31 protein-coding genes are annotated in these 19,022 nt (G+C 69.5%); 28 read left to right on the top strand and 3 right to left on the bottom strand.

All coding sequences use genetic code 11. From position 1 onward, the window contains the following. Nucleotides 1-4 precede the first annotated feature (4 nt). The 20 genes from rpsS to ACA361_RS05730 all read left to right on the top strand — a co-directional run bounded on the left by rpsS (nucleotide 5) and on the right by ACA361_RS05730 (nucleotide 10,269). Nucleotides 5-286 (top strand): 30S ribosomal protein S19, encoded by a 282-nt coding sequence (gene rpsS / locus ACA361_RS05825; protein WP_030176138.1) that lies wholly within the window; start codon nucleotides 5-7, stop codon nucleotides 284-286. A 26-nt stretch (nucleotides 287-312) separates the two neighbouring features. Beyond that, nucleotides 313-690: a 50S ribosomal protein L22 gene (gene rplV / locus ACA361_RS05820; RefSeq protein ID WP_366617565.1), complete on the top strand. Its 378-nt coding sequence runs from the start codon at nucleotides 313-315 to the stop codon at nucleotides 688-690. Further along, nucleotides 690-1,553, top strand: coding sequence for a 30S ribosomal protein S3 (gene rpsC / locus ACA361_RS05815; RefSeq protein ID WP_375010720.1), 864 nt, complete (start codon nucleotides 690-692; stop codon nucleotides 1,551-1,553). The genes rplV and rpsC overlap by 1 nt, the downstream gene beginning before the upstream one ends. 7 nt (nucleotides 1,554-1,560) lie before the next feature. Continuing rightward, nucleotides 1,561-1,980 carry a 50S ribosomal protein L16 gene (gene rplP, locus ACA361_RS05810; protein ID WP_375010719.1) on the top strand — a complete coding sequence of 140 codons (420 nt, stop codon included), beginning with the start codon at nucleotides 1,561-1,563 and terminating at the stop codon, nucleotides 1,978-1,980. Continuing rightward, nucleotides 1,980-2,222: a 50S ribosomal protein L29 gene (gene rpmC / locus ACA361_RS05805; RefSeq protein ID WP_366617561.1), complete on the top strand. Its 243-nt coding sequence runs from the start codon at nucleotides 1,980-1,982 to the stop codon at nucleotides 2,220-2,222. Before rplP ends, rpmC begins: the two co-directional genes overlap by 1 nt. After that, nucleotides 2,215-2,487 carry a 30S ribosomal protein S17 gene (rpsQ, locus tag ACA361_RS05800; protein WP_375010718.1) on the top strand — a complete coding sequence of 91 codons (273 nt, stop codon included), beginning with the start codon at nucleotides 2,215-2,217 and terminating at the stop codon, nucleotides 2,485-2,487. Before rpmC ends, rpsQ begins: the two co-directional genes overlap by 8 nt. Before the next feature lie 76 nt (nucleotides 2,488-2,563). After that, nucleotides 2,564-2,932 carry a 50S ribosomal protein L14 gene (gene rplN, locus ACA361_RS05795; RefSeq protein WP_366617558.1) on the top strand — a complete coding sequence of 123 codons (369 nt, stop codon included), beginning with the start codon at nucleotides 2,564-2,566 and terminating at the stop codon, nucleotides 2,930-2,932. Further along, on the top strand, nucleotides 2,932-3,240 hold the full coding sequence (rplX, locus tag ACA361_RS05790) for a 50S ribosomal protein L24 (protein ID WP_375010717.1): 309 nt from the start codon (nucleotides 2,932-2,934) through the stop codon (nucleotides 3,238-3,240). Before rplN ends, rplX begins: the two co-directional genes overlap by 1 nt. Nucleotide 3,241: 1 nt before the next feature. Beyond that, complete coding sequence (gene rplE, locus ACA361_RS05785; RefSeq protein WP_366617555.1) at nucleotides 3,242-3,817, top strand: 50S ribosomal protein L5; 576 nt, start codon at nucleotides 3,242-3,244, stop codon at nucleotides 3,815-3,817. 2 nt (nucleotides 3,818-3,819) lie between these two features. Further along, entirely contained in the window at nucleotides 3,820-4,005 is a 186-nt protein-coding gene (locus ACA361_RS05780; protein WP_285942699.1) for a type Z 30S ribosomal protein S14, read from the top strand. A 125-nt stretch (nucleotides 4,006-4,130) separates the two neighbouring features. Then, nucleotides 4,131-4,529, top strand: coding sequence for a 30S ribosomal protein S8 (gene rpsH / locus ACA361_RS05775; protein ID WP_197009436.1), 399 nt, complete (start codon nucleotides 4,131-4,133; stop codon nucleotides 4,527-4,529). A gap of 16 nt (nucleotides 4,530-4,545) precedes the next feature. Next, nucleotides 4,546-5,082, top strand: coding sequence for a 50S ribosomal protein L6 (gene rplF, locus ACA361_RS05770; protein ID WP_375010716.1), 537 nt, complete (start codon nucleotides 4,546-4,548; stop codon nucleotides 5,080-5,082). A gap of 2 nt (nucleotides 5,083-5,084) precedes the next feature. Further along, entirely contained in the window at nucleotides 5,085-5,471 is a 387-nt protein-coding gene (gene rplR / locus ACA361_RS05765) for a 50S ribosomal protein L18 (protein WP_375010715.1), read from the top strand. Between the two features lie 34 nt (nucleotides 5,472-5,505). Further along, nucleotides 5,506-6,132 carry a 30S ribosomal protein S5 gene (gene rpsE / locus ACA361_RS05760; protein ID WP_375010910.1) on the top strand — a complete coding sequence of 209 codons (627 nt, stop codon included), beginning with the start codon at nucleotides 5,506-5,508 and terminating at the stop codon, nucleotides 6,130-6,132. After that, nucleotides 6,129-6,311 (top strand): 50S ribosomal protein L30, encoded by a 183-nt coding sequence (gene rpmD / locus ACA361_RS05755; RefSeq protein ID WP_375010714.1) that lies wholly within the window; start codon nucleotides 6,129-6,131, stop codon nucleotides 6,309-6,311. The genes rpsE and rpmD overlap by 4 nt, the downstream gene beginning before the upstream one ends. Before the next feature lies 1 nt (nucleotide 6,312). After that, complete coding sequence (gene rplO / locus ACA361_RS05750) at nucleotides 6,313-6,792, top strand: 50S ribosomal protein L15 (protein WP_375010713.1); 480 nt, start codon at nucleotides 6,313-6,315, stop codon at nucleotides 6,790-6,792. 201 nt (nucleotides 6,793-6,993) lie between these two features. Next, nucleotides 6,994-8,289, top strand: a complete 1,296-nt coding sequence (secY, locus tag ACA361_RS05745; protein ID WP_375010909.1) for a preprotein translocase subunit SecY — start codon at nucleotides 6,994-6,996, stop codon at nucleotides 8,287-8,289. After that, the gene (locus tag ACA361_RS05740) at nucleotides 8,289-8,939 is read left to right on the top strand and encodes an adenylate kinase (protein ID WP_366617548.1); all 651 of its coding nucleotides are present in this window, start codon (nucleotides 8,289-8,291) and stop codon (nucleotides 8,937-8,939) included. Before secY ends, ACA361_RS05740 begins: the two co-directional genes overlap by 1 nt. Nucleotides 8,940-8,978: 39 nt before the next feature. Next, on the top strand, nucleotides 8,979-9,800 hold the full coding sequence (map, locus tag ACA361_RS05735; RefSeq protein ID WP_375010712.1) for a type I methionyl aminopeptidase: 822 nt from the start codon (nucleotides 8,979-8,981) through the stop codon (nucleotides 9,798-9,800). A gap of 28 nt (nucleotides 9,801-9,828) precedes the next feature. After that, nucleotides 9,829-10,269: a DUF1707 domain-containing protein gene (locus ACA361_RS05730; RefSeq protein WP_375010711.1), complete on the top strand. Its 441-nt coding sequence runs from the start codon at nucleotides 9,829-9,831 to the stop codon at nucleotides 10,267-10,269. A 33-nt stretch (nucleotides 10,270-10,302) separates the two neighbouring features. On the opposite strand, the gene ACA361_RS05725 is transcribed toward ACA361_RS05730, so the two are convergent. Next, nucleotides 10,303-11,127 (bottom strand): phosphodiesterase, encoded by an 825-nt coding sequence (locus ACA361_RS05725; protein WP_375010710.1) that lies wholly within the window; start codon nucleotides 11,125-11,127, stop codon nucleotides 10,303-10,305. 216 nt (nucleotides 11,128-11,343) lie between these two features. Next, nucleotides 11,344-11,901 carry a hypothetical protein gene (locus tag ACA361_RS05720; protein ID WP_366617542.1) on the bottom strand — a complete coding sequence of 186 codons (558 nt, stop codon included), beginning with the start codon at nucleotides 11,899-11,901 and terminating at the stop codon, nucleotides 11,344-11,346. A 315-nt stretch (nucleotides 11,902-12,216) separates the two neighbouring features. Here ACA361_RS05720 and infA point away from each other — a divergent pair, with 315 nt between their 5' ends. The 8 genes from infA (at nucleotide 12,217) to truA (ending at nucleotide 17,247) form a co-directional block, all read left to right on the top strand. Next, entirely contained in the window at nucleotides 12,217-12,438 is a 222-nt protein-coding gene (infA, locus tag ACA361_RS05715) for a translation initiation factor IF-1 (RefSeq protein ID WP_197009446.1), read from the top strand. A gap of 64 nt (nucleotides 12,439-12,502) precedes the next feature. Then, nucleotides 12,503-12,616, top strand: a complete 114-nt coding sequence (rpmJ, locus tag ACA361_RS05710) for a 50S ribosomal protein L36 (RefSeq protein ID WP_018657566.1) — start codon at nucleotides 12,503-12,505, stop codon at nucleotides 12,614-12,616. 237 nt (nucleotides 12,617-12,853) lie between these two features. Further along, nucleotides 12,854-13,234 carry a 30S ribosomal protein S13 gene (gene rpsM / locus ACA361_RS05705; protein WP_375010709.1) on the top strand — a complete coding sequence of 127 codons (381 nt, stop codon included), beginning with the start codon at nucleotides 12,854-12,856 and terminating at the stop codon, nucleotides 13,232-13,234. A gap of 60 nt (nucleotides 13,235-13,294) precedes the next feature. After that, nucleotides 13,295-13,696, top strand: a complete 402-nt coding sequence (gene rpsK, locus ACA361_RS05700; protein ID WP_344596409.1) for a 30S ribosomal protein S11 — start codon at nucleotides 13,295-13,297, stop codon at nucleotides 13,694-13,696. Between the two features lie 21 nt (nucleotides 13,697-13,717). Further along, nucleotides 13,718-14,344 (top strand): 30S ribosomal protein S4, encoded by a 627-nt coding sequence (rpsD, locus tag ACA361_RS05695; protein ID WP_366617538.1) that lies wholly within the window; start codon nucleotides 13,718-13,720, stop codon nucleotides 14,342-14,344. 128 nt (nucleotides 14,345-14,472) lie between these two features. Beyond that, on the top strand, nucleotides 14,473-15,486 hold the full coding sequence (locus ACA361_RS05690; RefSeq protein ID WP_366617536.1) for a DNA-directed RNA polymerase subunit alpha: 1,014 nt from the start codon (nucleotides 14,473-14,475) through the stop codon (nucleotides 15,484-15,486). A 129-nt stretch (nucleotides 15,487-15,615) separates the two neighbouring features. Beyond that, nucleotides 15,616-16,140 carry a 50S ribosomal protein L17 gene (gene rplQ, locus ACA361_RS05685; protein ID WP_375010708.1) on the top strand — a complete coding sequence of 175 codons (525 nt, stop codon included), beginning with the start codon at nucleotides 15,616-15,618 and terminating at the stop codon, nucleotides 16,138-16,140. A 177-nt stretch (nucleotides 16,141-16,317) separates the two neighbouring features. After that, nucleotides 16,318-17,247 (top strand): tRNA pseudouridine(38-40) synthase TruA, encoded by a 930-nt coding sequence (gene truA, locus ACA361_RS05680; protein WP_375010707.1) that lies wholly within the window; start codon nucleotides 16,318-16,320, stop codon nucleotides 17,245-17,247. A gap of 16 nt (nucleotides 17,248-17,263) precedes the next feature. Here the strand turns inward: truA and ACA361_RS05675 are convergent, their stop codons facing one another. Beyond that, nucleotides 17,264-19,006 carry a hypothetical protein gene (locus ACA361_RS05675; protein ID WP_375010706.1) on the bottom strand — a complete coding sequence of 581 codons (1,743 nt, stop codon included), beginning with the start codon at nucleotides 19,004-19,006 and terminating at the stop codon, nucleotides 17,264-17,266. Nucleotides 19,007-19,022 lie beyond the last annotated feature (16 nt).

Below are 19,022 nucleotides of genomic sequence, written 5' to 3'. Positions count from 1 at the left end.
CGTCATGCCACGTAGCCTTAAGAAGGGTCCCTTCGTGGACGACCACCTGATCAAGAAGGTGGACGCCCAGAACGAGAAGGGCACCAAGAACGTCATCAAGACGTGGTCGCGGCGCTCCATGATCGTGCCGGACATGATCGGTCACACGATCGCCGTGCACGACGGCCGCAAGCACGTCCCGGTGTTCATCACCGACGCGATGGTGGGACACAAGCTCGGCGAGTTCGCGCCGACGCGCACGTTCCGCAGCCACGTCAAGGAAGACCGCCGCAGCCGACGCGGCTGAGTCCTAGTTAGGAAGAGGGATCAGCGATGGAAGCCAGGGCCCAGGCGCGGTTCATCCGCGTCACGCCCAGGAAGGCCCGCCGCGTGGTGGACCTCATCCGCGGCCTGCCCGCCGCGGAGGCTCAGGCGGTGCTGCGGTTCGCCCCCCAGGCTGCGAGTGAGCCTGTGGGCAAGGTGCTGGCGAGTGCCATCGCCAACGCCGAGCACAACTTCAAGCTCGACACCGACACGCTCGTCGTGAGCCGTGCGTGGGTCGACGAGGGGCCGACGCTCAAGCGTTTCCGGCCTCGCGCTCAGGGTCGGGCTTACCGCATCAACAAGCGCACGAGCCACATCACCGTGGTCGTGGAGTCGCGCGAAGAGGCTTCGGCGACGAGCGGTAAGAAGCAGAGGAGGGCCCGGTAGTGGGTCAGAAGATCAACCCGCACGGGTTCCGGCTCGGCATCACCACCGACCACAAGAGCGTGTGGTTCGCCGACAAGCTCTACAAGGACTACGTCAAGGAAGACGTCCAGATCCGGCGCATGCTGCAGAAGGGCATGGACCGGGCGGGCATCTCCAAGGTGGAGATCGAGCGGACCCGTGACCGTGTCGAGGTCAACATCCACACCGCCCGGCCGGGCATCGTCATCGGCCGCCGCGGCGCGGAGGCCGAGCGTCTCCGGGGCGACCTGGAGAAGCTGACCGGCAAGCAGGTGCGGCTGAACATCCTCGAGGTCAAGAACCCCGAGATCGACGCCCAGCTCGTCGCGCAGGGCGTGGCCGAGCAGCTGTCCAGCCGGGTCGCGTTCCGCCGCGCCATGCGCAAGGCGATCCAGTCCGCGATGAAGTCCGGTGCCAAGGGCATCAAGGTCCAGTGCGGCGGGCGCCTGGGCGGGGCCGAGATGTCCCGTTCGGAGTTCTACCGCGAGGGCCAGGTCCCGCTGCACACGCTGCGCGCCGACATCGACTACGGCTTCTACGAGGCCCGTACGACGTTCGGCCGCATCGGCGTGAAGGTGTGGATCTACAAGGGCGAGGCCGCGGCGACCCGCGCCGAGCGCGAGCAGAAGGCCGCGCAGCAGCGCGCCGCCGGCGGCGGTGGCGGCGGTGGCCGCGAGCGCCGCGGTGAGCGCCGTGGCGGCCGCGGTGGTGGCGGCGGCGGTGGCCGTGGCGGCCAGCGTGGCGGCGGCGGCGAGCGCGGTGGCGACCGCGCCCCCAAGCAGCAGCAGAGTTCAGAGCAGCAGGCCCCCGCGAACGAGGCTGCTGCGAGTGGTGAGGGGAGCTGAATAGACCATGCTGATCCCTCGCAAGGTCAAGCACCGTAAGCAGCACCACCCGAAGCGCCGGGGGATGGCCAAGGGCGGCACCCGCGTGACGTTCGGCGAGTTCGGCATCCAGGCCGTCGAGGGCGCGTACGTGACCAACCGGCAGATCGAGGCCGCGCGTATCGCGATGACCCGCCACATCAAGCGTGGCGGCAAGGTCTGGATCAACATCTTCCCGGACCGCCCGCTGACCAAGAAGCCGGCCGAGACCCGGATGGGTTCCGGTAAGGGTTCGGTCGAGTGGTGGGTGGCCAACGTGAAGCCGGGTCGAGTGATGTTCGAGATCTCGTACCCGAACGAGCAGGTGGCCCGCGAGGCGCTGACGCGCGCGATCCACAAGCTGCCGATGAAGTGCAAGATTGTTAAGCGAGAGGTGGGTGAGTCCTGATGGCCAAGGGTCTTACCGCCGACGATCTGCGGACCGAGCCCGAGGACGTCCTGGTCACCAAGCTGAAGGAGGCGAAGGAGGAGCTTTTCAACCTTCGCTTCCAGGCCGCCACCGGCCAGCTGGAGAGCCACGGGCGGCTGCGCACCGTGAAGCGCGAGATCGCCCGCATCTACACCGTGATGCGGGAGCGGGAGCTCGGCATCGTCACGGTCGAGGAGTCCTCGGAGGGCAACGATGACTGAGCAGCAGACGGAGCAGCGGAACACCCGCAAGGTGCTCGAGGGCCTCGTGGTGAGCGACAAGATGGACAAGACCGTGGTCGTGTCCGTCGAGGACCGCATCACCCACCGCCGGTACCACAAGGTGATCCGCCGTACGACCAAGTACAAGGCGCACGACGAGGCCAACGCGTGTGGCGTCGGCGACCGCGTCCGGCTCATGGAGACCCGCCCGATGTCGGCGACCAAGCGCTGGCGCGTGGTGGAGATCCTCGAGAAGGCCAAGTAATTACTGGTTCCGCCAGGCTCCCCGGAACGCGTGCGACGCGATCCGGGGAGAACCGGTGTGACGAACAGGAGTTGACGTGATCCAGCAGGAGTCGCGACTCAAGGTCGCCGACAACACGGGTGCGAAGGAGATCCTTTGCATCCGGGTTCTCGGCGGCTCGGGTCGGCGCTACGCGGGAGTCGGCGACATCATCGTCGCGACGGTGAAGGACGCCCTTCCCGGCGCGGGCGTGAAGAAGGGTGACGTCGTCAAGGCGGTCGTCGTGCGCACCCGCAAGGAGCGCCGGCGTCCGGACGGCTCCTACATCCGCTTCGACGAGAACGCGGCCGTCCTGATCAAGGACGGTGGCGACCCCCGTGGCACCCGCATCTTCGGCCCGGTGGGCCGCGAGCTGCGCGAGAAGAAGTTCATGAAGATCATCTCGCTCGCGCCGGAGGTGCTGTGATGAAGATCAAGAAGGGTGACGAGGTCATCGTCCTCGCCGGTAAGGACAAGGGCGCGACGGGCAAGGTCCTGCGCGTCGACCCGCGCGCCGAGCGCGTCGTGGTCGAGGGCGTCAACCTCATCACCAAGAACATCAAGGCCGACCAGCAGCGCGCCGGCAAGGAGAGCGGCCGCGTGACGGTCGAGGCGCCGCTGCACGCCAGCAACGTCGCGATCGTCGAGGACGGCAAGCCGGTCCGGATCGGCTACAAGTTCGACGACGACGGCAACAAGGTCCGGATCTCGCGCCGTAGCGGTAAGGAGATCTGAGATGACCGAGACTGCCACCGAGCGCCCCGTTCCGGCCCCGCGGCTGAAGCTTCGCTACCGCGAAGAGATCGCCCAGGCCATGCAGGAGCAGTTCGGCTACGCCAACGTGATGCAGATTCCCGGGCTGACCAAGATCGTGGTCAACATGGGCGTCGGCGAGGCCGCCAAGGACGCGAAGGTCATCGAGGGCGCGATCCGCGACCTGTCGGCGATCACCGGCCAGAAGCCGGCCGTGAACCGGGCCAAGAAGTCGATCGCCCAGTTCAAGCTGCGCGAGGGCATGCCGATCGGCGCGCACGTCACGCTGCGCGGTGACCGCATGTGGGAGTTCCTGGACCGGCTGCTGGCCACCGCGCTGCCCCGGATCCGCGACTTCCGCGGCCTGTCGCCCAAGCAGTTCGACGGGAACGGGAACTACACCTTCGGGCTGACCGAGCAGGTCATGTTCCACGAGGTGGACCCGGACAAGATCGACCGCACCCGCGGCATGGACATCACGGTGGTCACCACCGCGAAGACCGACGACGAGGGCCGGGCGCTCCTGAAGCTCCTGGGCTTCCCCTTCAAGGAGAACTGAGCATGGCGAAGAAGTCGCTGATCGCCAAGGCGGCCCGGAAGCCCAAGTTCGGCGTGCGCAGCTACACTCGTTGCTCGCGCTGCGGGCGCCCGCGTTCGGTCTACCGGAAGTTCGGCCTGTGCCGGGTCTGCTTCCGGGAGATGGCCCACCGCGGCGAGCTGCCGGGCATCACCAAGTCCAGCTGGTAAGTGCCGCTCCGGCACCCCAGCCTGTAATAACCACCGGGCACCTGAAGAAGGTGCCCACGACCGCGCCAAAGGTCCACGGGTTTCATCGGCCCGAGGAAACCGTGGCGAGGGAGGGCCTGTAGCCCATGACGATGACCGATCCGATCGCAGACATGCTGACGCGTCTGCGGAACGCGAACTCGGCGTACCACGACTCGGTGTCGATGCCGTACTCGAAGATCAAGGCGCACATCTCCGAGATCCTCCAGCAGGAGGGCTACATCTCGGGCTGGAGCGTGGAGGACGCCGAGGTCGGCAAGAAGCTCGTGATCGAGCTGAAGTTCGGCCCGACGCGTGAGCGCTCCATCGCCGGCATCAAGCGCGTCTCGAAGCCGGGTCTGCGCGTGTACGCGAAGAAGGACAACCTGCCCAAGGTCCTCGGCGGACTGGGCGTCGCGATCATCTCGACGTCCTCCGGCCTGATGACCGACCGGCAGGCCGGCAAGCGTGGCGTGGGCGGGGAAGTCCTCGCCTACGTCTGGTGAGGGGAGGGCACTAGTTATGTCGCGTATCGGACGTCTCCCCATCTCCGTTCCCAGCGGTGTCGACCTGCGTGTCGACGGCCGCCAGGTCACCGTCAAGGGGCCCAAGGGCGAGCTCAGCCACACCGTCGCCGAGCCCATCGAGGTGGCGCTGGAGGACGGCACGGTCACCGTGACCCGCCCGGACGACATCAACGTCAACCGCGCGCTGCACGGGCTGACCCGCACGCTGATCAACAACATGGTGGTCGGCGTGACCGAGGGTTACAAGAAGACCCTGGTCATCCAGGGCGTCGGCTACCGAGTGGTGGCCAAGGGCAAGAACCTGGAGTTCTCGCTCGGCTACAGCCACCCGATCACGGTGGAGCCCCCGGAGGGCATCACCTTCACGGTGGAGAAGCCGACCCAGCTGGTCGTCGAGGGCATCGACAAGCAGAAGGTCGGCGAGGTCGCCGCCAACATCCGCAAGCTGCGCAAGCCCGACCCGTACAAGGGCAAGGGCGTGCGGTACGAGGGCGAGCAGATCCGCCGCAAGGTCGGAAAGGCTGGTAAGTAGTCATGGCAGGCACGAAGACCCTGGCCGGCAAGGCCACGTCGGCCCGGGCGAAGTCCCGCAAGCGCCGGCACATCCGGGTCCGCAAGAAGGTCGTGGGCACCGCCGCGCGGCCGCGCCTGGTCGTGACGCGTTCCAGCCGGCACATGTTCGTCCAGGTGATCGACGACACCGCGGGCCACACGCTGGCCTACGCGTCGACGATGGAGGCCGACCTGCGCGCCGGCGACGGCGACAAGACGGCCAAGTCCCGCCGGGTCGGCGAGCTCGTCGCCGCCCGGGCCAAGGAGGCCGGGGTGACCGCCGTGGTCTTCGACCGGGGCGGCAACAAGTACCACGGCCGCGTGGCCGCCGTCGCCGACGGCGCGCGCGAGGGGGGCCTGGAACTCTGATGGCCCTGTCTTTCGTCAACGAGAAGAGGAACCACTGATGGCAGCGCAGAGGCGTGGTGGCGGTCAGGGTGGCGACCGTCGCGACGGCCGCCGCGACGACCGCCGCGGTGGCGCCGACAAGGGCCAGTCGTACATCGAGAAGGTCGTGGCGATCAACCGCGTCGCCAAGGTCGTGAAGGGCGGTCGTCGCTTCAGCTTCACCGCCCTGGTGATCGTCGGTGACGGCAACGGCACCGTCGGCGTCGGCTACGGCAAGGCCAAGGAGGTGCCCGCGGCGATCGCCAAGGGTGTCGAAGAGGCCAAGAAGCACTTCTTCAAGGTGCCGCGGATCCAGGGCACCATCCCGCACCTGGTGCAGGCGCGCGACGCCGCGGGCGAGGTCCTGCTGCGTCCGGCCAGCCCCGGTACCGGCGTCATCGCCGGTGGTCCGGTGCGCGCGGTCCTGGAGGCCGCCGGCATCCACGACGTGCTGAGCAAGTCGCTGGGCAGCGACAACGCGATCAACATCGTGCACGCCACGATCGCGGGGCTGAAGGCGCTGAAGCGGCCCGAGGAGATCGCCGCCAAGCGCGGTCTGCCGATCGAGGACGTCGCCCCGGCCGCCATGCTGCGGGCGCGTGCCGCCGGCAGCGAGCCGCGACAGGAGGTGGCCTCCTCATGAGCCAGCTCAAGATCACCCAGACCAAGTCGGTGATCAGCGAGAAGCAGAACCAGCGTGACACGCTGCGCACCCTCGGTCTCAAGAAGATCGGCCAGAGTGTCGTCCGCGAGGACAAGCCCGAGGTGCGCGGCATGATCCGGACGGTGAACCACCTGATCACCGTCGAGGAGGTCGACTGACATGGCGGACCTCAGCAAGGACGCCGCGGGTGCCGAGGGCACTCCGCTGAAGGTGCACGACCTGCGGCCCGCTCCGGGCGCCAACAGGGCCAAGACCCGCAAGGGCCGCGGCGAGGCGTCCAAGGGCAAGACCGCGGGCCGCGGCACCAAGGGCACCAAGGCCCGCAGCACGGTCCCGGTCGGGTTCGAGGGCGGCCAGATGCCCCTGATCCGCCGGGTGCCGAAGCTTAAGGGCTTCAAGAACCCGAACCGGGTCGAGTTCCAGGTCGTGAACCTGGACAAGCTCTCCGCCCTCTACCCCGAGGGCGGCGAGGTCACCGCCGACGACCTGGCGGCCAAGGGCGCGGTGCGCCGCGGCCGCCCGGTCAAGGTGCTCGGCAGCGGCGAGATCTCCGTCGCGGTGCAGGTGAAGGTGCACGCCTTCTCCGGTTCCGCCAAGGAGAAGATCGCGGCCGCCGGCGGCTCCGCCGAAGAGCTGTAAGTAGGAACGCCCGATGATGCCGGGGACGTGCGCGCCGTCCGCCGGGACTCCCGAGGTCCCGGCGCTCGCCCGCACGGTCCCGGCATCATCTGCTGTTAGAGTCACACCGGCGGTGGTGTCCCCCTACGGGCCCGCCGTCGTCCATGGACCCGATTCCGGCCCCTCGGCGGCCAAGGATTCGCCAGTCGCGCAGGAGGAATGGTGCTGACCGCGTTCGCTCGGGCTTTCCGTACGCCGGACCTGCGTAAGAAACTCTTGTTCACGCTGTTCATCATCGTGATCTTCCGGATCGGCTCGATGCTGCCGTCCCCGGGCGTGAACACCGAGGTGCTGCGCGAGACGGCCGACGCCGCCAAAGAGAGCAACCAGCTCTACGGGCTGGTCGACCTGTTCAGCGGCGGAGCGCTGCTGAAACTGTCGGTGTTCGCGCTGGGCATCATGCCCTACATCACCGCGAGCATCATCCTGCAGCTGCTGACGGTGGTGATCCCGCGGCTGGAGGCCCTCAAGAAGGAGGGCCAGTCCGGCACCACCAAGATCACCCAGTACACCCGTTACCTGACCGTCGGCCTGGCGATCCTCCAGGCGACCGGCATCGTGGCGATGGCGAGTACGGGGCAGCTGTTCCAGGGCGTGGCCGGCGGCCAGGACGTCCTCTACAACAACGACGTGTTCACGATCATCACGATCGTGGTCTGCATGACGGCCGGCACCGCGGTCATCATGTGGCTGGGCGAGCTGATCACCGACCGCGGCGTCGGCAACGGCATGTCCATCCTGATCTTCACCCAGGTGGTCGCGGTCTTCCCCGGCCAGTTCTGGAGCATCTACAAGTCCAAGGGCGGCTTCGTCTTCGCCATCGTGCTGGTCGTCGGTATCGCGATCATGGCCGGTGTCGTCTTCGTCGAGCAGGCCCAGCGGCGCATTCCGGTGCAGTACGCCAAGCGGATGGTCGGCCGCCGGATGTACGGCGGCACCTCGACCTACATCCCGCTGAAGGTCAACCAGGCGGGCATCATCCCGGTGATCTTCGCCTCATCGCTGCTCTACCTGCCGGTGCTGGCGACGCAGCTGTGGCCCAACACGAAGTGGCTGCAGAACGTCCAGCCGTACCTGGCCCAGGACAACCCCTGGCACATGGGCATCTTCTTCGCCTTCATCGTCTTCTTCACGTACTTCTATGTGGCCATCACGTTCAACCCCACTGAAGTCGCCGACAACATGAAGAAGTATGGTGGTTTCATCCCAGGTATCCGTCCGGGCCGGCCGACCGCCGAGTACCTCGACTTCGTGCTCACCAGGATCACCACGCCCGGTGCGCTCTACCTGGGGGTCGTCTCCCTGATCCCGATGGTCGCGTTCTCGCTCGTCGGGGCGAGCCAGGACTTCGCGTTCGGGGGGACGAGCATCCTCATCGTCGTCGGCGTCGGACTGGATACCGTGAAGCAGATCGAGAGTCAGCTCCAGCAGCGCAATTACGAGGGCTTCCTCCGGTAGTGCGCATCGTTCTGGTGGGCCCCCCGGGAGCGGGCAAGGGGACGCAGGCCCAGTTCATCGCATCGCATCTGTCCATCCCGAAGATCTCGACAGGTGACATCTTCCGCGCCAACGTCAGCGGCGGCACCGAACTCGGCAAGCAGGCCAAGAAGTTCATGGACCGCGGCGACCTCGTCCCCGACGAGGTCACGATCGCGATGGTGCGCGACCGGCTGGCCGAGGACGACGCGGCGCACGGGTTCCTGCTGGACGGGTTCCCCCGGAACGTCCCGCAGGCCGAGACGCTGAAGAAGATCCTCGCCGAGTGGGACTCCCGCCTGGACATCGTGCTGGAGCTGGTCGTCGACGAGGACGAGGTCGTACGGCGGCTGTCGGGCCGGCGCACCTGCGAGCAGTGCGGGCGCATCTGGCACGTCGACTTCGACGACAAGCAGGACGACATCTGCGACGAGTGCGGCGGTCACCTGTTCCAGCGGGACGACGACAAGGAAGAGGTCGTCCGGCACCGCCTCGAGGTGTACCAGGAACAAACCGCACCTCTCGTGCAGTTTTATGCTGACGAGAATATTTTGGTCGGTATCGACGCGACCGGTCCGGTCGAGGAGGTCACCAACCGCGCCCTCGCGGCGCTGCGGCCGCTGGAGAAGTGATCCCCGCGGCCCGGAGCACGGCCATGGTCAAGGGGAGAGATGTTCAGACGGCGTAGGCCCGCGATCCAGGTGAAGACCGCGGAGCAGGTGGAGCTGATGCGGGCGGCCGGCCTGCTGGTCGGCCGGACCCTGGAGCTGCTGCGCGACGCGGTCAAGCCCGGGATCACCACCAAGGATCTCGACGTGATCGCGGAGGCCAACATCCGCGACCACGGCGGCGTCCCCTCGTTCAAGGGCTACCACGGCTTCCCCGCGACGATCTGCGCCTCGGTGAACGAGGAGATCGTGCACGGCATCCCCAGCTCCGGCAAGGAGCTGCGGGACGGCGACATCATCTCCATCGACTGCGGCGCGATCGTCGAGGGCTGGCACGGCGACTCGGCGATCACCGTTCCGGTGGGGGAGGTCTCCGCCGAGCAGGCCCGCCTCCTGGAGGTCACCGAGACGTCCCTGTGGCACGGTCTGGCGGCCGGAGTCGCCGGGGCCAGGCTCACGGACATGTCGCACGCGATCGAGTCGTACATCCGCTCTCAGGGCCGCTACGGCATCGTCGAGGGCTACGGGGGGCACGGCATCGGGACCGAGATGCACATGGACCCGCTGATCCCCAACCACGGCGCCCCCGGCCACGGGCCGGAGCTGGAGGTCGGGATGTGCTTCGCGGTGGAGCCGATGGTCAACCTCGGCACCAAGGACACCCTGGAGCTGGAGGACGGCTGGACGGTCATCACCACCGACGGCCGGCACTCGGCGCACTTCGAGCACACGTTCGCCGTGACCCCCGAAGGGCCCCGCGTCCTCACGGCACTTGACGAGGGCCGGGAGTGGTTCGCCAAGCTGGGGAGCAGCAACTCCTCCTGACGCCGCGAGGGACGCGAGGGAACTGGCCATGCCGCCCAACCCCGACATGAGGGCCTCGGACGCCGATCGCGACCGGGTCGCCTCGACGCTGCGCGAGCACTGCGCGCAGGGCCGGATCACGATGGACGAGCTGGAGGAGCGGCTGGAGGCCACCTACGCCGCCCGCACGCTCGGCCAGCTCGAAGAGGTCACCCACGACCTGCCCGAAGAGGACCTGCACCAGCTGCCCGTCCCGGCCGGCCAGCGGACCTCGTACGTCCCGGAGCGCAAGGGGCAGGGCGGCGAGCTGTACCGCGCCGGGATGCGCGGGATGTGGGCCACCTGGGCGACCGTCAGCGGGATCAACTTCGTGGTGTGGCTGGCCATCGCGCTGACCGGAAACCTGGTCTACCCGTGGTGGCTGTGGGTCGCCGGCCCGTGGGGGATCATGCTCCTGGTGGGCCAGATCTTCGGCCCGAAGCGCCCCTGAGGGCCGCGGCCGGCCGGGCGGCCGGGCGGCCGATCAGCCGGCTCCGTCGACCTCCATCAGCGGCCGGTAGTTGCCCGTCGGCAGGAAGTGCGTGGTCGCGCCGCCGTCCAGGCCCACCAGATGCACCGCGAACCCGGCCGGCTCGCCGGTCACGGCCGCGCGCCCGGCCGAGGTGAGATCGAGGAACAGCTGCCGGTACGTGCTGGGGCAGGTTGTGCTCACCCGGCCGGCGAGCATCCCCACCGAGCCGCGGTGCACGTACCCGCTGACCACCCGGACCACCTGCGGGTGCCGCGCGATGACGTCGGCGAACCCGCTCGGGTCGATGAAGCGCAGATCGTCCAGGAACGGGATGCCGACGGGGAACGGCGGATGGTGCGTCGCGACCACGGTCGGCGTGGCGGGCCGCTCCGCGAGCGTGGCGTCGAGCCAGGCCAGCCGGTCGGGGTCCATGTTCCCGTACTGCGAGCCCGGGACGCTGGTGTCGCAGCACACCAGCCGGACGCCGGCGACGTCCACCGCGTACTGGACCGGCGCCTGGGGGAGGACGCCGCTCGCCGCCACGGCCGGGTGGTCGCCGAACGCGGCGCGCAGCGCGTCGCGGTCGTCGTGGTTGCCGGGCAGCGGGTGGACGGCCATCGGCAGCGGCGACAGGAGCGCGTGCAGGCGGGCGTACTCGGCGGGCCGGCCGCCGTCGGCGAGATCGCCGGTGAGCACCACCGCGTCCGGGCGCGCCGGCAGCGACAGCAGGCTCGACACCGCGGCGCGCAGCGCCCGTACGGGACCGGAGTCGTCGTCCACCGCGCCGCCGCGACCGGCCGCGATATGGATGTCGCTGAGCTGCGCGATGATCGCCATTGATCCCCTCCCCCTGAGCCAAGCACATCACGGAACCGGGCCGCGGGGCACGCCCGCCCGCGCCGGAACCGAGTCGATCTTGACGGCGCGCGGGCGCGCTGTCGATCCGGGCGCCCGAGAGCAACATCACGTCCGCGCCGGGGGCGTCCCGGGCGTGGCGCGGACCCTGCCGGGAGGCCCGCGAGCCCCTGGTCAGAGCACGCGGCGGGACCGCGGTCAGGCCACGTGCTGGATGACCGCCTGGAGCGCCGTGGTGACGTCCTCGGCCGCCGGCGCCACGTCCGGTACGACGTCGCGCAGCGCGAGCCAGCCGTTGATCGCCTGGGTGGTGGGGCGGGCCTCGCGCAGCTGCGGGTCGTCGTAGTCGTACCACGCGGCGACCTTCGACCAGCGCCAGAGCCGGTGCCCCGCCGACGACATCTCGGAGGCGGGGAACCCGCCCGGCCCGCGCGCGCCGGTGATCGACAACCGTACCGAGTCGACCGACCGGCCGACGCGCTCGGAGATGTCGCGGATCGTCAGCAGCGGGTCCGCCTCGACCCGCTGGACGCGCAGCCCGGGCGCGCTGGCCTCCATGTGCTCGACCAGCTCCATGATCGCGGCCGCGAGGGTGCGGCCCTGCCAGGTGCACGAGGCGTTGCCGGGCCGCTCGGCGTGCTGCGGCTCGGTGACGATCGAGACCGTGACGTAGCCGTGCGTGCGGTCGAACAGGTCGTCCAGTTCCTCCTCGAAGAGGGGACGGCTGAGGATCAGCGCGAAGTCGTAACTCGGCATGCCGACCCTCCCCGGACGGATCCTCCCTGGACGTCCTTCCTCCCGAAAGGTACAACGCGCGGGCGCTGTATGCTTGGGTCGGGAGCAGTCTCCGGAGCCGAGTCGTGCGACAATTTCACATTCGGCCGCCGGGTGACGTAAACTCTCATGTCGGCTCGCTGTCGGCCGCCTCGTTTCCTGCCCGGACTTCCCGTCCCGGCATGGTCGCGGCCGGTTTCCGTTGCAGATCCCGGGATTCCTCGTGATTCCTAGGACGTCTAGTGGTGGACGCTGCGGGCCGACGTCCAATGAGCCGATCAGTGAAGCGCGGAGGACATGCCCAAGAAGGAAGGCGCCATCGAGATCGAGGGCACCGTCATCGAGTCCCTCCCCAACGCCATGTTCCGAGTGGAGCTGGACAACGGGCACAAGGTGCTCGCCCACATCAGCGGGAAGATGCGGATGCACTACATCCGGATCCTGCCGGACGACCGCGTCGTCGTGGAGCTGAGCCCCTACGACCTCTCGCGCGGTCGGATCGTCTACCGCTACAAGTAATCCCACTGGGGTTGCCTTCCCCGTGCGTGGCGGCGCGGGGGTGACCCTGAACCTAGGAGACCCAGTGAAGGTCAAGCCGAGCGTCAAGAAGATCTGCCAGAAGTGCCGCGTCATCCGCCGGCACGGCCGGGTCATGGTGATCTGCTCCGACCCGCGCCACAAGCAGCGCCAGGGCTGACGCCCTGACGGACACCGGCCCCGCGAGGGGACGGCGTCCGGAGAACTCCAGAACGCGCACCGCACTCCTTCACACGTCGCCGTACGAAACCGGTCCGGAGCCCAGGCTCTAGATCAGGTCGTACGGCACCGGCGTGTGAAGGGGAACCCTCGGACGGAGGCCGAGGCCGCCACCCGGGCAGGGTGTTCGCGGGAAGCGGCGCGCTCATACCTCCGCGAAACGAAAGGACTGCCCGAGATGGCACGCCTGCTCGGCGTCGACCTCCCGCGCGACAAGCGCGTGGAGATCGCTCTCACCTACATCTTCGGCATCGGCCGGACCCGGGCCCAGGAGACCCTGGCGAACACCGGGGTGAACCCGGATCTGCGGGTCCACCAGCTCGGCGACGATGAGCTGATCAAGCTCCGCGACTGGATCGAGGCGAACTACAAGACGGAGGGCGACCTCCGCCGCGAGGTTCAGGCCGACATCCGCCGCAAGATCGAGATCGGTTGCTACCAGGGCATCCGGCACCGCCGCGGTCTTCCCGTGCACGGCCAGCGCACGCAGACCAACGCGCGCACGCGCAAGGGCAAGAAGAAGACCGTGGCCGGCAAGAAGAAGGCCGGCAAGAAGTAGTCCGGCACGCGGACCGCTCGGTCCGTTCCGGATCGATGACCTCAGGAGTAGAGAGAGCAGATGCCTCCCAAGAGCCGTGTCGGCGCGAAGAAGGTGCGCCGCAAGGAAAAGAAGAACGTCGCTCACGGGCACGCCCACATCAAGAGCACGTTCAACAACACGATCGTCTCGATCACCGACCCGAACGGCAACGTGATCTCGTGGGCCTCCTCCGGCCACGTGGGCTTCAAGGGCTCCCGCAAGTCGACGCCCTACGCCGCCCAGCAGGCCGCCGAGTCGGCCGCGCGCCGCGCCATGGAGCACGGCATGCGCAAGGTCGACGTGTTCGTCAAGGGCCCGGGCTCCGGCCGTGAGACCGCCATCCGGTCGCTGCAGGCGACCGGCCTCGAGGTGGGCTCCATCCAGGACGTCACCCCGGTCCCGCACAACGGCTGCCGCCCGCCGAAGCGGCGCCGGGTCTGAGCCAGGAGGAGAAGACAAACGATGGCTCGTTACACGGGCGCCGACTGCAAGCTTTGCCGTCGCGAGAAGATGAAGCTGTTCCTCAAGGGCAGCAAGTGCGAGGGGCCGAAGTGCCCCATCGAGATCCGCCCCTACCCGCCGGGTGAGCACGGCCGCGGTCGTCCCAAGGAGACCGAGTACCTGCTCCAGCTTCGTGAGAAGCAGAAGGCCAAGCGCATCTACGGCGTTCTGGAGCGGCAGTTCAGCAACTACTACGTCGAGGCGAACCGCCAGGGCGGCAAGACGGGTGAGAACCTGCTCAGCCTCCTGGAGCGCCGGCTCGACAACGTGGTCTACCGCGCGGGCTTCGCCAAGTCCCGCGACATGGCCCGCCAGCTGATCCGGCACGGCCACATCCGGGTCAACGGCCGCAAGGTCAACATCCCGTCCGCCCTGGTGAAGGAGGCCGACATCGTCGATGTCAAGGCCAAGTCCCAGGAGATGACGCCGTTCCAGGTCGCCAAGGCCGAGGCCGGCGAGCGCCAGGTCCCGGCGTGGCTGGGCGTGGACGCGGACAAGATGCGGATCTTCGTCCACTCGCTGCCCGTCCGGCAGCAGATCGACGCTCCCGTCCAGGAGCAGCTGATCGTCGAGCTCTACTCCAAGTAAGGGCTCACATCGTCCCCTGTCACGCCCCGGACCTGCGGAAACGCCGGTCCGGGGCGTGCGGGGGACGGTCACGTACCATGGAGAACGCGGTCGTCAAATAGCGGGCACCGCGGAAAGAAGGATCATCCATGCTCATCGCACAGCGTCCCACCCTCACCGAGGAGCAGGTCGACGAGTTCCGGTCGCGGTTCACCATCGAGCCGCTGGAGCCGGGCTTCGGCTACACGATCGGCAACTCGCTCCGCCGCACCCTCCTCTCCTCGATCCCCGGTGCCGCCGTCACCAGCATCCGGATCGAGGGCGTGCTGCACGAGTTCAGCACCGTCCCCGGGGTCAAGGAGGATGTCACCGACATCATCCTGAACCTCAAGGAGCTGGTCGTCTCGTCCGAGCACGACGAGCCCGTGGTGATGTACCTGCGCAAGCAGGGTCCCGGCGAGGTGACCGCGGCCGACATCGCGCCGCCGGCCGGCGTCGAGGTTCACAACCCCGACCTGCACATCGCCACCCTGAACAACAAGGCCAAGCTGGAGATGGAGCTGACGGTCGAGCGCGGCCGCGGCTACGTCTCGGCCGCCCAGAACAAGCAGCCGGGCCAGGAGATCGGCCGGATCCCGATCGACTCCATCTACTCGCCCGTGCTCAAGGTCACCTACAAGGTCGAGGCGACCCGAGTCGAGCAGCGCACCGACTTCGACCGCCTGATCCTGGACGTGGAGACCAAGCAGGCGATGGCGCCGCGCGACGCGGTCGCCTCCGCCGGCAAGACCCTCGTCGAGCTGTTCGGCCTGGCCCGGGAGCTCAACGTCGAGGCCGAGGGCATCGACATGGGCCCGTCCCCGACGGACGCCGCGCTGGCCGCGGACCTGGCCCTGCCGATCGAGGAGCTGAACCTCACGGTCCGCTCCTACAACTGCCTCAAGCGCGAGGGCATCCACTCGGTGGGCGAGCTGGTGGCCCGCAGCGAGCAGGACCTGCTGGACATCCGCAACTTCGGCGCCAAGTCGATCGAAGAGGTCAAGCAGAAGCTCAACGACATGGGCCTGTCCCTCAAGGACTCCCCGCCCGGATTCGACCCGAGCGCCGCCGCCGACAACTACGGCGACGACGACGCGGGCTACGCCGAGACCGAGCAGTACTAGTAAGACCCCCGTCTTCCCGGCGCAGCCGGGAAGACGGGATGCAAGAACCGCAACAGCCGTCGTGCCGAAGGCGCGACAATCCAACACTGACACCGGTACCTGATACGGCCGGTGCAGAGAGGAACGACCATGCCTCAGCCCACCAAGGGCGCCCGTCTGGGCGGCAGCGCCGCGCACCAGCGGCTCATCCTGGCCAACCTGGCCACGGCGCTGTTCGAGCACGGCCGCGTCACCACCACCGAGGCCAAGGCCCGGCGGGTGCGCCCGCTGGCCGAGAAGCTGATCACCAAGGCCAAGAAGGGCGACCTGCACAACCGTCGCCAGGTGGCCCGGGTGATCCGTGACAAGGGCGTCGTGCACGAGCTCTTCACCGAGATCGCGCCGACGTTCGAGAACCGTCCCGGTGGTTACACCCGCATCACCAAGCTCGGGCCGCGCAAGGGCGACAACGCCCCGATGGCCGTGATCGAGCTGGTGCGCGAGCCCCTGGCCGCTTCGGGCGGTACGGTCAAGGCCGCGGCTCCGGCCGAGGACACCGCGCCGGCCGAGGACGTCACGCTCACCAAGGGCGAGGCCGACGAGGCCCCCGAGGCCGCGGACACCGACGTCGAGATCACCGACGACGTGTCCAAGGGCGAGGGCGACGCCAAGTAGCAGCCCTGGAGGGCACCCGCGAGGGAGTTCGCGCTCGACATGCGCACGGGCCCGCCGTTCCGCTACGGGACGGCGGGCCCGTTCTTTGCCAGACTGCCTTCATGGTCACGTCAGAGGGTCGTCGGTTGTCCGCCAGCGCGCCGGGGCATGGGCGCCGCGAGGGAGAGAAGCTCTGACATGACCGCTTTGGTACGACTCAGGCTCGACATCGGGTACGACGGTGCGGGCTTCGCGGGCTGGGCGCGCCAGCCCAACCAGCGCACCGTCCAGGGCGTCATCGAGGACGCGCTGGCCCGGCTGCTGCGGCTGGACCCGCCTCCGGTGCTGACCGTGGCGGGCCGTACGGACGCGGGCGTCCACGCGCGGGGCCAGGTCGCGCACCTGGTCGTGCCGGTCGCCTCGTACTCGATGGTGAACGGCACCATGCCGCGCCGCCTGGCGGGCCTGCTCCCCCCGGACGTGCGCGTGTGGCGGGTGTCGGTGGCGCCTGAGGGCTTCGACGCGCGGTTCTCGGCGCTGTCGCGGCGGTACGCCTACAGCGTCTGCGACGACCCGGTGGGCGTGGACCCGCTGCGCCGCCACGACGTCCTGTGGCACCCGCGGCCCCTGGACCTGGACCGGATGAACGCCGCCGCCGCGCTCCTCGTCGGCGAGCACGACTTCGCCGCGTACTGCCGCAAGCGCGAGGGCGCGACGACGATCCGCGAGCTGCTGCGCTTCGACTGGCACCGCGAGGACCCGTACGGGGTCAAGGACCGCACGGAGGGCCGGGTGCTGCGTTCCGCCGCCCCCCAGCGCGGCGTGGCGGTCGCGACGGTCGAGGCGGACGCGTTCTGCCACTCGATGGTGCGCGCGCTCGTCGGCGCCATGCTGGTGGTCGGCGACGGTCGGCGGGACGTGGAGTGGCCCGCGAAGGTGCTCGCGGCCCGGACCCGCGACTCGGCCGTGAACGTGGCGCCCGCGCACGGCCTGTCGCTGGAGGAGATCCGCTACCCGCAGGCCGAGGACCTCGCGCGGCGCGCGCAGGAGACGCGACGCGTCCGCACCCTCAACCCCGGCGGGGCCGCCCCGTCCCCGTCCTCGCCCGCTTCGCCTTCCTCGTCGTAGCGCGGCCGGGCGGCGGTCAGCCGCGGGCGCGGGCGTCGACGGGGCGCAGCGCGTATCCGACGAACTGCTCGGCGACCGACTTCAGCGTCGGGTCGGCGGGCTTGGGCCGCCTGCCGTCGGCGTACGTGGCGTACGCGTAGGCGATGTACCGGCCGCGCACGGTGCTGGCCGCGTACCCGCCCGCCCGGTCGATGTTCTTCGTCCGCTCGCCGCCCATGCCGCGGAACCACTCGTACCGGCTGGGGTCGCCCGCGGCGTTGGCCTTGAGCGCGCCCGCCTTGGTGGGGAGGACGGCGATGCCCGAGGTGACGGCGAGGGAGCGCTCCCTGTCCAGGAACGTGACCCGGACGACGCTGCTGCAGCGCCCGCTGGTGAGCGCCTTGGCCATCGCGCCGCGCGCGGTGAGCGCGCACTGGTGGTTGACCGAGGCGCGGTCGCGGACGTAGTCGCGGCCGCCCAGGGCGATCCGCGAGTTCGGGAACGCCTCGGAGAGCGCCAGCGGCTTGGTGTCGGTCCGCGCGCTGTCGATGCTGGACGGCGGGCCGCCGTCGGCGGGGGCGCTGGGCGCGCTGGGCGCGGCGCTGGGGGAGACCGCCTGGGACGGCGTCGGGTCGGTCTTCGTCCCTGAGGACTCGATCGCCTTGGCGGTACGGCCCTTGCTGTCGGAGTCGCCGCCCACGAACGCGAACGCCGCGATGGCGACGACCGCGGCGGCCACCACGCCACCGCCGATCAGCAGCGGCTTGCGCCCACGCCTGCCGCCCTTGCCCGGTGTGCTTGATGTGCCTGGCGTGCCAGGCCCGAGCGGGCCGGCGTTGAACGGGCTCTGCCCGCTGCCGACCGGCACGCCGCCCTCGGCGTGGTACACCGGCGTGATCACCGTGGGCGCGGGAGTGTCCGGAACGACCGGCTGCGGCCGGGTTTCCTGAACGTTCGCGGGCTCCACTGCGTCCGGCAGCAGCACCGGCGTCGGCGCCGTCTCGGCCGCCGCGGGCTCCGGTACGGGTGCGCGTGGCGCTTCGGACCCCGCCTCGACCCCGGACTCGGCCGCGCCTTCGCGCGGCGCTTCAGCGGCAGGCGTCGCTCCGGATCGCGCCTCAGACTCGGGCCCGGCCGCAGTCCGCGCGCCGAACGCGGGCCGTGCCTCTGGTCCGGGTTTGGCCGCGTCCTCGCGTCGCGCTTCAGCAGCGGGCTCGGCCTCAGCCTCGGGCTGTGCGTCGAACGCGGGCCGTGCCTCTGGTTCGGGCTTGGCCGCGGGCTCGGGGCGGGCCTGGGGTTCAGGCTTCGCCTCGGCTTCGGTCCCGGGCTCCGGGGGCGGCTCGGCGGCGGGCTCGTCCGGGCGCATGACCGGGATGCCGTCCGGGTCGGTGTCGGGGAACGAGGGCGCGGACGTCGGGATCACCGGCTCGGCGGGGACGGCGCCACGGGTGTCGATCTTCGGGGCGCCGTGCCCGGCCACCAGCGTTCCCGGCGAGGGGGACGGCGGCGCGGGCTTCTCGCGCTCGCCGAAGACGACCGTCCCGTCGTCCTCGTCCTCGTCCGCCGCCGCTCGGGCTTCGGCGCCGGGTTCGGCGGACGCTTCGGGGGAGGAGGCCCACCAGGGCTTCTGCAGGCCGATGGGCAGCCGGAGTTCGGCGGGCGCGCCCGCCTCGCCGTCCGCGGGGTCGTCCGCCTTGCCGAAACTGGGCGGGGCCGGGTGGGGAACGGGTTCCGTCCCGTCGTCCCCGGCCCGCTCCGAGCCCTCATTAGGTCCAGACATAGCCAAGAAAGGTATT

The organism is Actinomadura sp. 21ATH (assembly GCF_041951345.1).
In the GTDB taxonomy this organism is placed as follows: Bacteria; Actinomycetota; Actinomycetes; order Streptosporangiales; family Streptosporangiaceae; genus Spirillospora.
The sequence above is the reverse complement of the archived record's forward strand: the minus strand, read 5'-3'. Positions and strand labels throughout refer to the sequence as shown.